This window comes from Pseudomonas lalucatii (assembly GCF_018398425.1).
GTDB classification, from domain to species: domain Bacteria; phylum Pseudomonadota; class Gammaproteobacteria; order Pseudomonadales; family Pseudomonadaceae; genus Aquipseudomonas; species Aquipseudomonas lalucatii.
In genome coordinates this window covers 1,371,171-1,385,890 of record NZ_JADPMV010000001.1, presented here as the reverse complement: position 1 = coordinate 1,385,890, position 14,720 = coordinate 1,371,171, and the positions used below count along the sequence as shown (strand labels likewise).

Here is a 14,720-nt window from a genome sequence, read left to right as displayed (position 1 = left end):
TGCCGTTCCCCATGCAAGAGTGAAGCTCAGTGGCAGTAGACCTCAGCCAGGCCCAGACCCGCAGCGATCCGCGCGATCGCTACGACGACCCGTTGCTTGACAGCCTGCTGTCGCTTTGCAGTTTTCACCAGAAGTCGGTCAGCCGGGCCATGCTGACGGCGGGCCTGCCGTTGCCGGAGCAGCGTCTGACCGTCGAGTTGCTGCCGCGCGCGGCGGCGCGGGCGGGGCTGCAGGGACGTTGGCTGCGCCGCGGCTTGCGGCAGATTCCGGCGCTGGCCATGCCCGCGCTGCTGCAGCTGCGCGAGGGCCGTAGCGCCCTGCTGCTCGGCTGGGACGAGCAGGGCCAGGCACGCATCATGCCGAGCGAGAGCGAAGGCGGCGAGGTGCGGGTGAGCGCCGAGATGCTGGCCGAGGACTACCGCGGCCAGGTGTTCTTCGCCCAGCCGCAGCACAAGTTCGACTTCAACCGCGAGCAGCTCATTCCCCGTGCCGGCTCCTGGTTCCGCGATACCCTCAAGCGCTCGCGCTGGCTCTATCTCGATGCCATCGCCGCCAGCCTGCTGATCAACCTGATCGGCCTGGCGACGCCATTGTTCGTGATGAACGTCTACGACCGGGTGGTGCCCAACCAGGCCGTGGCGACCCTCTGGGTGCTGGCCATCGGCATTTCCGGTGCCTTTCTCTTCGACCTGCTGCTCAAGACCCTGCGCGGCTGGTGTCTGGACCTGGCGGGCAAGAAGACCGACCTGATCATCTCGGCGACGCTGTTCGAGCGCATCGCCGGCATGGCCATGAAGTTCCGTCCGGCGCGGGTCGGCAGCTTCGCCCAGAACATCCACGAGTTCCAGAGCCTGCGCGACTTCCTCGCCTCGCTGACCCTGGCCAGTGTGATCGATCTGCCGTTTACCCTGCTGATCCTCGCGGTCATCGCGATGATCGGCGGCCACCTGGTGTGGATTCCGTTGCTGGCCTTCCCCTTGGTGGCCCTGATCGGCTGGGCGCTGCAGCGGCCCCTGGCGCAGACCATGGAGCGCAGCATGGCGCTGGCGGCCGAACGCCAGTCCAGCCTGATCGAGAGTCTGGCCGGGCTGGATGCGGTCAAGGTCAACAACGCCGAGAGCGAGCGCCAGTACCTGTGGGAGCAGACCATCGGTACCCTCGGCCGCCTGGAATTGCGCGCGCGCATGCTGTCCAGCCTGGCGTTGAATTCGACCCAGCTGCTGCAGCAGCTGGCCGGGGTGGTGATCATAGTGCTCGGCGTCTATCAGATCATCGAGGGCAACCTGAGCATGGGCGGCCTGATCGCCTGCTACATGCTCAGCAGTCGGGCCCTGGGGCCCCTGACCCAGATGTCCGGGCTGCTCACCCGATATCAGCAGGCGCGGGTCACCCTCGATTCGGTCAACCAGATGATGAACCTGCCCCAGGAGCGCCAGGAGGAGGAGCGGCCGCTCAAGCGCCAGTCGCTGCAGGGGGCCGTCGAGTTCCGTCAGCTGGACTTCCACTACCCGGACCAGCAGCAGGCCGCGTTGCACAACATCAACCTGGTGGTCCGCCCCGGCGAGAAGATCGGCATCATCGGCCGCAGCGGCTCGGGCAAGAGTTCGCTGGCCAAGCTGATCGTCGGCCTCTATCAGGCCGATGGCGGCAGCCTGCTGGTCGATGGCATCGACGTGCGCCAGCTGGATGTCAGCGACCTGCGCCACAACATCGGCTACGTGCCCCAGGACATCCAGCTGTTTTCCGGCACCCTGCGCGACAACCTGGTGGTCGGGGCGCGTTACGTCGAGGACGAGTTGGTGCTGCAGGCCGCCGAACTGGCCGGGGTCCACGAGTTCGCCCGGCTGCACCCCAAGGGCTACGAGCTGCAGGTCGGCGAGCGTGGGCAGAACCTCTCCGGCGGCCAGCGGCAGAACGTCGCCCTGGCCCGCGCCTTGCTGCTCGACCCGCAGATCCTGCTGCTGGACGAGCCGACCAGCGCCATGGACAACACCGGCGAGGAGCGCCTCAAGCAGCGCCTGGCCGCCGTGATCGGCAGCAAGACCCTGTTGTTGGTGACGCACCGCGCCTCGCTGCTCAGCCTGGTCGATCGCCTGGTGATCGTCGATCGCGGGCAGGTCATCGCCGACGGGCCCAAGGGCAGCGTGATGGAAGCACTGAAGAAGGGGCAGATCAGTGTCAGCTAAGCAGTCTGCGAGTCCGTCGAGCCAGCTGGCGTCGACCTATTTCGGCAGCCGCAATGGCATGGGCGACGAACCGCTGCCCGAGGTCAGCAAGGCGCTGATCGAAGACGCGCCCAAGGTGGTGCGGCTGACCATCTGGGCGCTGATCGCCTTCGTCGCGTTCTGCCTGCTCTGGGCGCATTTCGCCGTGGTCGACGAGGTCACGCGCGGCGACGGCAAGGCGATTCCCTCTTCGCGCCTGCAGAAGATCCAGAATCTCGAGGGCGGCATAGTCGCCGAGCTGTTCGTACGCGAGGGGCAGGTGGTCAACCCTGGCGACCCCTTGTTGCGCCTGGACGATACGCGCTTCGCCTCCAACGTCGGCGAGACCGAGGCCGATCGCCTGGCCTTGCTGTTGCGCGTGGAGAGGCTCAGTGCCGAGGTGCAGGGGCGCGAACTGCAGGTGGCCGAGGAGGTGCGGGACAAGGCGCCGCGACTGGCCGAGAACGAGGAACAGCTGTTCAACAGCCGTCGCCAGCAGCTGCTGGACGAAGTCGCCGGCCTGGAGGAGCAGCTGGTTCAGCGTCGCCAGGAGTTGCGCGAGTTCGTCTCCAAGCAGGGGCAGTTCCGCAACAGCCTCAATCTGTTGCGCCAGGAAATCCGCATGTCCGAGCCGCTGGTGGCGGAGGGCGCGATCTCCCGGGTCGAGGTGCTGCGGCTCAAGCGTGCCGAGGTGGAGAGTCGCGGCTCGCTGGAGGCCACGACCCTGGCGATTCCAAGGGCCGAGGCGGCGATCAAGGAGGTCGAGCGCAAGATCGACGAGACCCGCGGGCGTTTTCGCAGCGAGGCCCTGGCCGAACTGAACGAGGCGCGCACCGAGCTGAGCAAGATCCAGTCCACCGGCAAGGCGCTGGAAGACCGGGTCAACCGCACCCTGGTCACCTCGCCGGTACGTGGCATCGTCAAGCAACTGCTGGTCAACACCATAGGCGGGGTGATCCAGCCGGGCAGCGACCTGGTGGAAGTGGTGCCGCTGGACGACAAGCTGCTGGTCGAGGCGCGTATCCGTCCCCAGGACATCGCCTTCCTGCATCCGGGGCAGGAGGCCATGGTCAAGTTCACCGCCTACGACTACACCATCTACGGCGGGCTCAAGGCCGAACTGGTGCAGATCGGCGCCGACACCGTCACCGACGACGAGGGCAACAGCTTCTACGTGATCCAGCTGCGCACCGAGAAGAGCCACCTGGGCAGCCCGGAGCAACCGCTGCTGATCATTCCCGGCATGGTGGCCTCGGTGGACATCATCACCGGCAAGAAGAGCATCCTCAGCTACCTGCTAAAACCGATCATCCGTGCCCGTGCCGAGGCCCTGCGCGAGCGCTGATGGGCGTGTGAGCTAATGAAAAAGCCGCAGGGATCTGCGGCTTTTATCTGCTCAGTCGACTATTCGACGAACAGCTGCTGCACCACCGAGAAGTCCCGCTGGCCCTTGCCCTGCTTGAGCAGCAGACGGTAGAGCTGCAGGGCCAGGGCGCCCATCGGCGTGCTGCTGCCGGTGACCTGGGCCGCTTCCTGGGCCAGCCCCAGGTCCTTGGCCATCAGCTCGGCCATGAAGCCCCCCGAGTAACCCTTGGAGGCCGGTGCGTTCTCCATCACCCCGGGCCAGGGGTTGTACTTCTCCAGGGTCCAGTTGCCGCCGGAACTCTGGCGCATGATCTCGGCCAGCACCGCCGGGTCCAGGCCGTTGGCCACGCCCAGGGCCATGGCCTCGGCGGTGGCGATCATCTGCACCGCCAGCACCTGGTTGTTGCACACCTTGGCCACCTGGCCGGCGCCGTCCGGGCCGGCGTGGAAGATGTTCTTGCCCATGGCCTGGAAGATCGCTTGGGCCTGCTCCAGCACCGCCGCCTCGCCGCCGACCATGAAGGTCAGGGTGCCCGCCGCCGCCCCGGCGGTGCCGCCGGAGACCGGCGCATCGAGCATCCGCAGGCCGCGTTCGGCGGCCGCCTTGTGTACCTTGCGCGCCGACTCCGGGGCGATGGTCGAACATTCCAGTACCAGGGTGCCGGGCTCGAGCCGGGCGAGCAGGCCGCCGTCGCCCAGGTACAGGCCCTCCACATGGCGGCTGGCCGGCAGCATGCTGATCACCACCTGCGTGCCCCGTACCGCATCGGCGGCGCTGCTGGCCGCCTGGGCGCCTTCCTTGGCCAGCTCCTCGATGGCGGCGGGTACCAGGTCGAAGACCCGCAGGTTGAGGCCGGCCTTGAGCAGGTTGCGGGCCATGGGCAGGCCCATGTGGCCGAGGCCGATAAAGGCGATCTGGGTCATTGTCGTTCTCCTTGTGGATTGCCTGTGGTGCCGCCGGGACTCAGAGGTCCGCCAGGGGATGGGGGCCTTCCCAGGTCTCGCTGAAGTGGGCCTCGACCACCTCGGCGGCGATGCCCGCGACGTCCGTCCAGTGCCACTGCGGTGTCTGATCCTTGTCGATCAGCCGCGCGCGCACGCCTTCGGGGAACTCCGGATGGCGGCAACAGTTGAGGCTCATGGCGTATTCCATCTGGAACACCTGCTCCAGGGACATGCGCCTGGCCCGGGCGATCTGCTGCCAGACCAGGTGGGCGGTGAGCGGGCAACCCCGGGCCAGGGTCCTGGCGGCGCGAGCCAGCAACGCATCGCCGTCGTCCTGCAGGGCTGTCAGGGCGAGCCAGGCGGCGGGCAGGTCGGGTTGGTCGAGCAGCTGGTCGATGCGCTCGCGGCGCGGCAGCCACTGGGCTTCCGGCAGTTCGCCGCGGGCCTCATGCTGCAGGGCCTGGAACAGGCTGTGCAGCTGCAGTTGCGGTTGTTCCTGCCAGTTGAGCTGGATCAGGCCGTCGATCAGCGCATCCTGCTGGCTGTCGAGCAGGAAGCGGTCGGCCAGGTCCAGGTCCAGGGCGTCGCGGGCGTTGATGGCGCTGGCGGTGAGGCCGAGGAACAGGCCGAGCTTGCCGGGCAGGCGGGCGAGGAACCAGCTGCCGCCGACATCCGGGTACAGACCGATATTGATCTCCGGCATCCCCAGGCGACTCGAGGGGGTGACGATGCGCAGGCCGGCGCCCTGCATCAGGCCCATGCCGCCGCCCAGCACATGGCCGTGGGCCCAGCAGATCAGCGGCTTCGGATAGCGGTGGATGCGGTGGTCGAGGCGGTATTCGTCGGCGAAGAAGCGCCGCGCCAGGGGCGGCACCTCGCCCGGATGGGCGCGGCATTCCTGCACCAGCTGGACCACGTCGCCGCCGGCGCAGAAGGCCCTGGCGCCGTTGCCGCGCAGCAGCACGCAGGCCACCCTGGGGTCCGCGGCCCAGGCCGCGAGCTGGGCGTCCAGCGCCTCGATCATCGGCAGGGTCAGGGCGTTGAGGCTCTTCTCGGCATCCAGGCTGGCGATGCCGATCTGGTAGCCGTGCAGGCTGTGGTGTAGCTCGAAACTCACGTTCATCGTCGTTCTCGTCCGGCGGCCTTCGCCTGCCGCTCCAGGGTTACTTGTTGCGCCACTGCGGCTCGCGTTTCTCCAGGAAGGCATTGACGCCCTCGCGGGTGTCGTCGGCGTCGAACAGGTCGACGAAGCGCTCGCGTTCCTCCGGCAGCCACTGGTTCGGGTTGCGCTCGCGGGCGCCCTGGATCAGCGGCTTGATGGTGCGCACCGCCACCGGGCTCTGCCGCGCCACCTTGGCCGCCAGCAGCAGGGCGTGGTTGCGCGCCTCGCCGCTATCGACCAGCTGCTCGACCAGGCCGATGCGCAGCGCGGTCTCGGCGTTGATGCGTTCGCCGCAGAGGATCATGCGCTTGGCCCAGCCCTCGCCGACCAGCCAGGGCAGCGCCTGGGTGCCGCCGGCGCAGGGCAGCAGGCCCACCGTGGCTTCCGGCAGGGCCATCTGCGCCTGGCGCTCGGCGATGCGCAGGTCGCAGGCCAGGGCGCACTCCAGGCCGCCGCCCATGGCGTAGCCGTTGATCGCGGCGATCGACACCCCGCGGAAGTCGCGCAGCGCCTCGAAGGCCTCGCCGAAGCGTCGCGCCATCTCGCGGGCGCGGGCCTTGTCGCCGTCGGCGAACAGGTTGAGGTCGGCGCCGGCGCTGAAGAACTTGCTGCCCTGGCCGGTGACCACCAGGGCATAGATATCGTCGTCGCGGTTGAGGTGCTCGATCAGCTGCTTGAGGCCGATCAGCGAGTCGCGGTCCCAGGTATTGGCCGGCGGGTGGTTGATGGTGATCAGCGCCGTGTGGCCGTGCTTCTCCACGGTGATCTTGTGGGTCAGGTCGAACAGGCCGGGGCTGTAGGGTTCCAGGGCGGTGGTCATAAGTGTCCTCGTGTCATTGGCTGTTGCCTAGGGTGCGTTGAGTGCACCGAAGGAATGGTGCGCATGGCGCACCCTAGAGCAGGCGATCGAGCATGCCGCCCTGCTCGAGCAGGCGGCGGGCGATGATCACCCGCATGATTTCGTTGGTGCCCTCGAGTATCTGGTGCACGCGGCTGTCACGCACCCAGCGCTCCAGCGGGTAGTCGTTCAGGTAACCATAGCCGCCGTGCAATTGCAGGGCCTCGTTGCACAGCGCGAAGCACTGGTCGGTGGCGAAGCGCTTGGCCATGGCGCAGTACAGGCTGGCTTCGCCATGCCGGTGGTCCAGCTTGTGCGCGGCCAGGCGCACCATCTGCCGGCTGGCGGTGAGCGCGGTGAGCATGTCGGCCAGCTTGAACTGCAGGGCCTGGAACTCGCTGAGGGCCTTGCCGAATTGCTTGCGCTCCTCGACGTAGCGCAGCGACTGCTCCAGCGCCGCCTGGGCCGCGCCCAGCGAGCAGCTGGCGATATTCAGGCGGCCGCCGTCCAGGCCCTTCATGGCATAGACGAAGCCCTGGCCCTCGGGGCCGATGCGGTTGCCGACGGGAATGCGCACGCCCTCGAAGGCGATGGTGCGGGTCGGCTGGGCGCACCAGCCCATCTTCAGTTCGTTGCGCCCGTATTTCACGCCCTCGGCGTCGGCCGGCACCAGGAAGCAGGAGATGCCCTTGGCGCCCTCCTGGCCGGTGCGCGCCATCACGATCAGGACATCCGTGCTGCCGGCGCCGGAGATGAAGCACTTGCTGCCGTCCAGCACATAGTGCTCGCCCTCCCGGCGTGCGCGAGTGGCCAGGCGCGCCGCGTCGGAGCCGGCGTCCGGCTCGGTCAGGCAGTAGGAGGCGAGCAGCTCGCCGCCGATCAGGCGCGGCAGCCAGCGCGCCTTGAGTTCGGCGTCGGCGAAGCTGGCGAGCATCCAGATGGCCATGTTGTGGATGGTCATGTAGGCCGTGGTGGCCACGCAGCCGGCCGCCAGCTGCTCGAAGATCAGCGCCGCGGACAGCCGCGACAGGCCCAGGCCGCCATCCTCCTCGTCGAGGTACAGGGCCAGGTAGCCCTGTTCGCCGGCGCGCTTGATCACCTCGACCGGGAAGTGGTGGTCGCGGTCCCAGTCGCCGGCGTGGGGCGCCAGTTCGTGGCGGGCGAAGGCGCGGGCGCTGTCGACCAGCAGGCGTTGTTCATCGCTGAGTTCGAAGTCCATTGCATATCCTTGTCAGGCGCGCCGTCGCCGGCGGGTGGGCCGGACCGGGCCGGCACGGCGCCCGGCCCGGCGCGGAGCTATTTCAGGTGGATGGTCATGTTCGGCCCCGTCACCGGGCTCTCGTCGAACCAGCGGGTGGTGACCGTCTTGGTCTCGGTATAGAAGCGTACGCCCTGTTTGCCGTAGGCGTGCAGGTCGCCGTAGAACGAGCCCTTCCAGCCGGTGAAGGAGAAGAACGGCAGCGGCACCGGGATGGCCACGTTGACGCCGACCTGGCCGACCTCCACCGCATGCTGGTAGTGGCGGGCGGCGCCGCCGGAGCGGGTGAAGACACTGGTGCCGTTGCCGTAGGGGCTGGCGTTGACCAGGGCGATGGCCTCGTCCAGGGTGTCGACCTCCATGCACACCAGCACCGGGCCGAAGATCTCCTCGCGGTACAGGCCCATCTTGCTGGTCACGCCGCGGAACAGGGTGGGGCCCAGCCAGTTGCCGTTGGGATAGCCCTCGACCGTGCAGTGCGAGCCATCGAGCAGGCACTCGGCGCCCTCGGCCTTGCCCTCGGCGATCAGGCGCAGCACCCGTTGCCTGGCCTGCTGGCTGATCAGCGGGCCGAAGGCGGCATGGGGGTCGGTCCAGGGGCCGGGGCGCAGCTCGGCCATCTGCGCCGCCAGCTCGTCGATCCACTGTTTCGACTCACCGACGAACACTGCCACGCTGATCGCCATGCAGCGCTGGCCGGCGGCGCCGCAGCTGGCGCCGACCAGGTTGCTGAGCACCTGGTCCTTGTTGGCGTCGGGCAGTATCACCATGTGGTTCTTCGCCCCGGCGAAGGCCTGCACGCGCTTGAGGTGGGCGGTGCCGGTGCGGTAGATGTGCTGGCCCACCGGCACCGAGCCGACGAAGGAGATGGCGCGGATGTCCGGGTGGGTGAGCAGGCTGTCGACCACCTCGCGGCCGCCGTGCAGCACCTGCAGCACGCCCTTGGGCGCGCCGGCCTCGATGAACAGCTCGGCCAGGCGGTTGGGGGTCAGCGGGTCCTGCTCCGACGGCTTGAGGATGAAGGTGTTGCCGGCGGCGATGGCCAGAGGGAACATCCACAGCGGGATCATCGCCGGGAAGTTGAACGGGGTGATCCCGGTGCACACGCCCAGGGGCTGGATCCAGCTGGCGGTGTCGATGCCGGTGGCGACGTTCTCGGCCGTCTCGCCCATCATCAGGCTGGCGATATTGGCCGCCTGCTCGACCACCTCGATGCCGCGCCAGACGTCGCCCTTGGCGTCGGCCAGGGTCTTGCCGGTCTCCCCGCTGAGGATCTGCGCCAGTTCGTCGTGGTGCTCCTTGAGCAGGTGCTGGTAGCGCAGCATCAGGCGCGCGCGCTCCGGTACCGGCACTTCGCGCCAGGACAGGAAAGCGACCTTGGCGCTGGCCACGGCCGCCTCGATCTCCTCGGCGGTGGCCTTCGGTGCCAGGGCCAGCACCTCCTGGGTCGCCGGGTCGGTGACTTCGATGAATTCGCGGGCTCGGCTCTCGCGCCACTGCCCTTCGATCAACTGCGGGATTGCCTTGGCCATCGCTCTCTCCTGATTGCGGCCGCGCTGGGCGCCGGGTGACGTTCCTTAGTGTTATAGCCGCCGCAGGCGTGCTTGTGGATTGACGATCTTGGTCATTGGATGGACGATCTTGGGATTGAGTTCGCGATTTGCACCGCCAGTACCCCGGTAGGCGCAAGCGTTGGCGAGCGGATGGGGGAGGGCCGGCATGGCGATGGATAAAAACAGCACAGGTGCGCGCGTCGATACGTCCAACTGGCCGCTGCCGGCCAACGGCGTGCGCTTCATCACCCCGCCGCGCCTGCGCCGGCTGCTGGCCCGTCATCCCCTGGCCCAGGGCTGCTACCCGCTGGCCCTGGGCTTCTACCCGGAGGCGTCGGGGCATCGCATGAGCCGGCCGGCGCCGAGCGATCACCTGCTGATCTACTGCCGTGCCGGCCAGGGCTGGCTGGAAACCGCGGATGGACGAATGGCGGTCGGCGGCGGCGATCTGCTGCTGCTGCCCAAGGGCCAGGCCCACGCCTATGGCGCCGATGGCGAGCGGCCCTGGACCCTGTACTTCGTACACTTCGACGGCGAGCTGGCGGCGGACTTCCTGCGTCCCCTGGGCCAGGGGACGTTGCGGCGCATCGGCGTGCAGCCGCGCCTGCTGGCCGAGTTCGATGCGCTGCTGGGCCTGCGCCGGCAGGGCCTGAGCCTGCCGCACTTCATCTATGCGGCGCACCAGCTGCAGTCCCTGCTGGCCTCGCTGGCGGTGCTGCCGGCCCGGGCCCAGCTGAAATCCGGGCGGGTGCTGGACGTCGACGCGGTACAGGCGGTGATGCGTGCCCACCTGCACGGCTCGCTCAACCTCGATGAACTGGCGGCGCAGTTCAAGCTGTCGCGTTTCCACTTCGCCAAGACCTACCGCGCCCTGACCGGCCATGCGCCGATCCAGGACTTCATCCAGCTGAAGATGGCCCATGCCTGCCGCCTGCTGGACGAGGGCACCCAGGGCATCCGCCAGGTCGCCGAACAGCTGGGCTATGACGACGTCTATTACTTCTCGCGGCTGTTCCGCAAGGTGGTGGGCATGGCGCCCAGCCACTACCGGGCGCTGCACCAGGGCTGAGGCGGCTGCCTTGACTTGCGCGGGGGGCTTCTCTAGCGTGCCGTCTCCCTTTGCCCGCGAGTCCAGGAATCCGCTATGACCGCCGTCGACCACATCAAACTCGAAGCCGGCTGGAAGCAGGCCCTGCGCGAGGAGTTCGACAAGCCCTACATGAAGGAGCTGGGCGACTTCCTGCGCCAGGAGAAGGCCGCCGGCAAGGAGGTCTACCCGCCGGGGCCGCTGATCTTCAATGCGCTCAACTCCACGCCGCTGGCGCGGGTCAAGGTGGTGATCATCGGCCAGGACCCCTATCACGGCCCGGGCCAGGCCCATGGCCTGTGTTTCTCGGTGCAGCCCGGGGTGCCGACGCCGCCCTCCCTGTTGAACATCTACAAGGAGCTCAAGCGCGACCTGAACATCGACATCGCCAGCCACGGCTGCCTGCAGCATTGGGCCGAGCAGGGCGTGCTGCTGCTCAACACCTCGCTGACGGTGGAGCGCGGCGTCGCCGGCTCCCATGCCGGCAAGGGCTGGCAACTGTTCACCGACAGGGTGATCGAGACCGTCAGCCAGCAGTGCGAGCACCTGGTGTTCCTGCTGTGGGGCGCCCATGCCCAGAGCAAGCAGCGCCTGATCGACCCGACCCGGCATTTGATCCTGCGCTCGCCGCACCCCTCGCCACTGTCCGCCCACCGCGGCTTCATCGGCAACGGCCACTTCGGTCGCACCAACAAGTTCCTCGAGCAGAACGGCCTGACGCCGGTGGACTGGCGCCTGCCCGAGCTGTAAGGCGGCGCTCAGGCGCGCGCGGGCGACGCAGCGCAGAGCTGTTCGGCCAGGTCGCGGCTGAGCTGTGCCAGGCGCTGGCTCAGGCGCCGGCGCTGCCGAACATCGGCGCTGCCGAGCAACTGGCTGAGCAGCTCGGCGGCCGCCTGTCGGGCGCGCGAGTAGGCGTCACGGTACTCGGCGTCGTGGAAGCTCTCGCGCGCCTGCAGCAGGCGGGTCAGGCGCGCGGGGAAAGCCGCGCTGTCGCGCGCGGCCAGTGCCGCCAGGAGTTCGCTTTGCCAGCGCAGGCGGTTGCTCAGCCACAGGCGATTCTGTTCGCCCAGGGCCTGGGACCAGAGCGCGAGGTGACGTCGCTGCGCGGCGTTGAGCCGGCCGAACCAGGGCTGCAGGCGCCGTTCCAGGCGCGCGGCGCGTTCGTCGATCTGGCGCGCCAGCGGTGGGTCGAGAAAGCTCCGGCGATCGTCGTGATAGTCCGCCCGAAGTACCGACTCGAGTTCGGCCACCTGCTCGGCGCCGAGGCTCCGCAGCAGGTCGATGGCGGTCGGGGTGACCTGCACGGCGATGCGCTGCAGCGCCGCATCGACTTCGGCCAGGTGCTCGACCAGTTGCGCGGCGCTGACCTGCGGCTGCTCGACCAGCTCGCGGCTGCGCTGCAACCAGGCCAGGTTGCGCGGCAGTTCGCGGCTGCAGTGCCAGTCCAGGTGGGCTCGCAGGCGCGGCTCGAGCCAGGCGCGCTGCTGGCGGTCGAGGTCGAGATAATGCTCCAGGCGCCAGGGCAGCAGCCAGTCGAGGTTGCGGTAGATCAGCTCGACCCGGCTGCAGGCGCTCAACAGCAGGCCCAGGCCGAGCAGCAGGGGCAGGGTTTTGCAGAAGACTCGCCAGCTCGGAATCATCGGCACCGCCTCCGCGATGAAACGTGGGAGTTGCTGACCAGTAAAGGCCAGTCGGCGGCCAGGCGGGAAATACGGGCAAAAAAGAGCCCGCACGAGGCGGGCTAAGGCGTGGTCGTGGAAGGGGTTACCGGCCTGAGCCGTTGCCACAGGCGGAACAGCGGTTCGGCCAGGAACATCACCAGAAACAGCCGCAGCACCTGCAACGCGGTGACCAGCGCCACCGACAGCTGCAGGGCTTCGGCGGTCAGGCACAGCTCGGTGATGCCACCGGGCATCATGCCCAGCATCAGCGAACTGGCACCCTGGCCGAGCAGCAGGCCGAGGAGCATGCCCAGCAGAGCGGCGCCGAGCATGGCCAGCAGGCTGAACAGCAGGATGCGAGCCAGGAAGCCCGGCGCGCTGCGAAAGAAGCTGCGGTCGAAGTGGCAGCCCAAGGCGCAGCCGATCAGCCACTGGCCGGCCTGGCCGAGTCCCGGCGGCAGCCTCAGCTCGAGGTCGAAGCCGACGCTGGCCAGGGCGCACAGGGTCAGTGGGCCGAGCATCCAGGGATTGGGTTGCCTGAGCCTTTTCCACAGCAGCGCCAGCAACAGGCCGCCCGGCAGCAGCACGCCCAGCCAGGTCCAGTCCGCCGGAGCGGGGGCGGGGGCCTGGCTGGGCGTCAGGCTCCAGGCGAACAGTGCCGGCACCAGCAGTACCACCAGCAGCAGGCGCAGGCTGTGGGCGGCGGCGACCCGGGCGATCTGCGCGTCATGCCGCTGCGCCAGGTTGACCATCTCGCTGGCGCCGCCGGGCATGCTGGCGAAGAACGCCGTGGCGCGATCGACCCCGGCGCGGCGCAGCAGGGCGATGCCGATCAGGCTGAGCAGCAGGGTGCCGACCGCGCCGGCGAGGATCAGGGCGAAGTGGCCGAGCAGTTGCGTCATCACCTCGCCGGTGAAGTGCAGGCCGATGCCGCTGGCGACCAGCCATTGGCCGGTCTGCCGGCCGCCCGGCAGTTCGCCGATCAGCCAGCCGCCGCAGCGCGCCGCGATCACCGCCAGCAGCGAGCCGATGATCCACGGCAGCGGCCAGCCGATCAGGCTGGCCAGGTAGCCGCCGGCCAGGCCGACCAGGGGCGTGGCCCACCAGCGGCGCCAGCCGGGCGGCGAGGCGGCCAGATCAGGCATTGGCCAGGCGCGCGCGGGTGCGTCCGCGCATCCAGCGCAGGCCCGGCATGGCCAGCATCAGCGCGGCCAGCGCCCACAGGCACAGGCTGATCGGGCTGGACCAGAGGATGCTCAGCTCGCCGGCGGAGATCGACAGGGCGCGGCGCAGGTTGTCCTCCATCAGCTCGCCGAGGACGAAGCCGAGGATCACCGCCGACAGCGGGAAGTCCAGCTTGCGCAGCAGGTAGCCGAACACGCCCAGGCCGATCATCAGCAGCAGGTCGAAGGTGGTGCTGTGCACGGCGTACACGCCGACCATGCTGATCACCGTGATGGCCGGCACCAGAATCCAGTTCGGCACGCTGAGCATGCGCGAGAACAGGCCGATCAGCGGGATGTTCATCACCAGCAGGATGATGTTGCCGATGAACAGCGAGGCGATCAGCCCCCAGACCACGTCCGGCTGCTGCTCGAACAGCATCGGCCCTGGGGTGATGTTGTACAGCGCCAGGGCGCCGATCATCACCGCGGTGGTGCCCGAGCCCGGCACGCCGAGGGTCAGCATGGGGATCAGCGAGCCGCAGGCCGAGGCGTTGTTGGCCGCCTCCGGGGCGGCCAGGCCGCGCAGGTCGCCGTCGCCGAACTTGCCGGAGGCACCGGCCAGACGCTTCTCGGTCATGTAGGTCATGGCGCTGGCGATGGTCGCGCCGGCGCCGGGCAGGGTGCCGATGACGAAGCCGGCCAGGGCGCTGCGCAGCATGGTCCAGAAGGTGGCGCAGAACTCCTTGAGGTTGAACAGCAGCCGGCCGCTGGTCTTCACCGCCTGCTGCCCGGCGTGGGTGTTCTCCAGCATCACCAGGATCTCGCTGACGCTGAAGAAGCCGATCACCACGATGATGAACTGGATGCCGTCGGACAGGCTGACGCTGCCGAAGGTGAAGCGGTACACCCCGGTGGTGGAGTCGACGCCGACCGTGGCCAGGGCCAGGCCGATCAGCGCCGCCATCAGGGTCTTGACCGGCTTGTCGCCGACCATGCCGCCGAGGCAGGCGATGGCGAAGATCATCAGCACGAAGTATTCGGCCGGGCCGAAGGCCACCGCCCACTTGGCCAGCAGCGGGGCGAACAGCACCACGCCGCAGGTGGCGACTATGCTGCCGACGAAGGAGCTGACCGCCGACAGCGACAGGGCGATGCCGGCCTTGCCCTGGCGCGCCAGGGGGTAGCCGTCGAGGGTGGTCATCACCGCCGCGGCGTCGCCCGGCACGTTGAGCAGGATGGCGGAAATGCGCCCGCCGTACTCGCAGCCCAGGTACACCGCGGCCAGCAGGATCAGCGCGGTCTCCGGCGGCAGGCCGAAGGCGAAGGCCAGGGGCAGCAGCAGGGCCACCCCGTTGATCGGGCCCAGGCCCGGCAGCAGGCCGACCACGGTGCCGACGAAGGCGCCGAACAGCGCCACCAGCAGGTTGTCCGGGCGGGTGGCGACCTCGAAGCCCTGGCTCAAGAAATGCAACGTTTCCATC

Annotated in this window: 12 protein-coding genes; 4 read left to right on the top strand and 8 right to left on the bottom strand. The window is 68.7% G+C overall.

Annotated elements, in window-relative coordinates; all coding sequences use genetic code 11:
• Positions 1-29 precede the first annotated feature (29 nt).
• Positions 30-2,186, top strand: coding sequence for a type I secretion system permease/ATPase (locus I0D00_RS06260; protein WP_213638890.1), 2,157 nt, complete (start codon positions 30-32; stop codon positions 2,184-2,186).
• 58 nt (positions 2,187-2,244) lie between these two features.
• Positions 2,245-3,549, top strand: a complete 1,305-nt coding sequence (locus tag I0D00_RS06255; RefSeq protein ID WP_213640233.1) for an HlyD family type I secretion periplasmic adaptor subunit — start codon at positions 2,245-2,247, stop codon at positions 3,547-3,549.
• A 59-nt stretch (positions 3,550-3,608) separates the two neighbouring features.
• Here the strand turns inward: I0D00_RS06255 and mmsB are convergent, their stop codons facing one another.
• From mmsB to I0D00_RS06230, 5 genes are all read right to left on the bottom strand, one after another.
• Positions 3,609-4,493, bottom strand: a complete 885-nt coding sequence (gene mmsB / locus I0D00_RS06250) for a 3-hydroxyisobutyrate dehydrogenase (protein WP_213638889.1) — start codon at positions 4,491-4,493, stop codon at positions 3,609-3,611.
• 40 nt (positions 4,494-4,533) lie between these two features.
• Positions 4,534-5,637 (bottom strand): enoyl-CoA hydratase/isomerase family protein, encoded by a 1,104-nt coding sequence (locus I0D00_RS06245; RefSeq protein WP_213638887.1) that lies wholly within the window; start codon positions 5,635-5,637, stop codon positions 4,534-4,536.
• A gap of 40 nt (positions 5,638-5,677) precedes the next feature.
• Positions 5,678-6,496, bottom strand: a complete 819-nt coding sequence (locus tag I0D00_RS06240; protein WP_213638886.1) for an enoyl-CoA hydratase — start codon at positions 6,494-6,496, stop codon at positions 5,678-5,680.
• Positions 6,497-6,569: 73 nt separating this feature from the next.
• Positions 6,570-7,733 carry an acyl-CoA dehydrogenase family protein gene (locus I0D00_RS06235; RefSeq protein ID WP_213638885.1) on the bottom strand — a complete coding sequence of 388 codons (1,164 nt, stop codon included), beginning with the start codon at positions 7,731-7,733 and terminating at the stop codon, positions 6,570-6,572.
• Between the two features lie 77 nt (positions 7,734-7,810).
• Entirely contained in the window at positions 7,811-9,304 is a 1,494-nt protein-coding gene (locus I0D00_RS06230) for a CoA-acylating methylmalonate-semialdehyde dehydrogenase (protein ID WP_213638884.1), read from the bottom strand.
• Positions 9,305-9,491: 187 nt separating this feature from the next.
• On the opposite strand from I0D00_RS06230, the gene I0D00_RS06225 reads away from it, so the two are divergent.
• Positions 9,492-10,394: a helix-turn-helix transcriptional regulator gene (locus tag I0D00_RS06225; RefSeq protein WP_246533180.1), complete on the top strand. Its 903-nt coding sequence runs from the start codon at positions 9,492-9,494 to the stop codon at positions 10,392-10,394.
• A gap of 75 nt (positions 10,395-10,469) precedes the next feature.
• Complete coding sequence (ung, locus tag I0D00_RS06220; protein WP_213638883.1) at positions 10,470-11,162, top strand: uracil-DNA glycosylase; 693 nt, start codon at positions 10,470-10,472, stop codon at positions 11,160-11,162.
• 8 nt (positions 11,163-11,170) lie between these two features.
• On the opposite strand, the gene I0D00_RS06215 is transcribed toward ung, so the two are convergent.
• From I0D00_RS06215 to I0D00_RS06205, 3 genes are all read right to left on the bottom strand, one after another.
• Positions 11,171-12,052, bottom strand: a complete 882-nt coding sequence (locus tag I0D00_RS06215) for a DUF6279 family lipoprotein (RefSeq protein WP_213638882.1) — start codon at positions 12,050-12,052, stop codon at positions 11,171-11,173.
• Between the two features lie 101 nt (positions 12,053-12,153).
• A complete protein-coding gene (locus I0D00_RS06210; protein WP_213638881.1) occupies positions 12,154-13,218 on the bottom strand; it encodes an AbrB family transcriptional regulator in 1,065 nt (354 codons plus the stop codon).
• Complete coding sequence (locus I0D00_RS06205; RefSeq protein WP_213638880.1) at positions 13,211-14,719, bottom strand: tripartite tricarboxylate transporter permease; 1,509 nt, start codon at positions 14,717-14,719, stop codon at positions 13,211-13,213. The genes I0D00_RS06210 and I0D00_RS06205 overlap by 8 nt, the downstream gene beginning before the upstream one ends.
• Position 14,720: the final 1 nt, after the last annotated feature.

Coding starts and splice junctions, on each gene's coding strand:
- I0D00_RS06255 (WP_213640233.1), top strand. CDS start 2,245: ATGGGCGACGAACCGCTGCCCGAGGTCAGCAAGGCGCTGATCGAAGAC.
- mmsB (WP_213638889.1), bottom strand. CDS start 4,493: ATGACCCAGATCGCCTTTATCGGCCTCGGCCACATGGGCCTGCCCATG.
- I0D00_RS06245 (WP_213638887.1), bottom strand. CDS start 5,637: ATGAACGTGAGTTTCGAGCTACACCACAGCCTGCACGGCTACCAGATC.
- I0D00_RS06240 (WP_213638886.1), bottom strand. CDS start 6,496: ATGACCACCGCCCTGGAACCCTACAGCCCCGGCCTGTTCGACCTGACC.
- I0D00_RS06235 (WP_213638885.1), bottom strand. CDS start 7,733: ATGGACTTCGAACTCAGCGATGAACAACGCCTGCTGGTCGACAGCGCC.
- I0D00_RS06230 (WP_213638884.1), bottom strand. CDS start 9,304: ATGGCCAAGGCAATCCCGCAGTTGATCGAAGGGCAGTGGCGCGAGAGC.
- I0D00_RS06225 (WP_246533180.1), top strand. CDS start 9,492: ATGGCGATGGATAAAAACAGCACAGGTGCGCGCGTCGATACGTCCAAC.
- ung (WP_213638883.1), top strand. CDS start 10,470: ATGACCGCCGTCGACCACATCAAACTCGAAGCCGGCTGGAAGCAGGCC.
- I0D00_RS06215 (WP_213638882.1), bottom strand. CDS start 12,052: ATGATTCCGAGCTGGCGAGTCTTCTGCAAAACCCTGCCCCTGCTGCTC.
- I0D00_RS06210 (WP_213638881.1), bottom strand. CDS start 13,218: ATGCCTGATCTGGCCGCCTCGCCGCCCGGCTGGCGCCGCTGGTGGGCC.
- I0D00_RS06205 (WP_213638880.1), bottom strand. CDS start 14,719: ATGGAAACGTTGCATTTCTTGAGCCAGGGCTTCGAGGTCGCCACCCGC.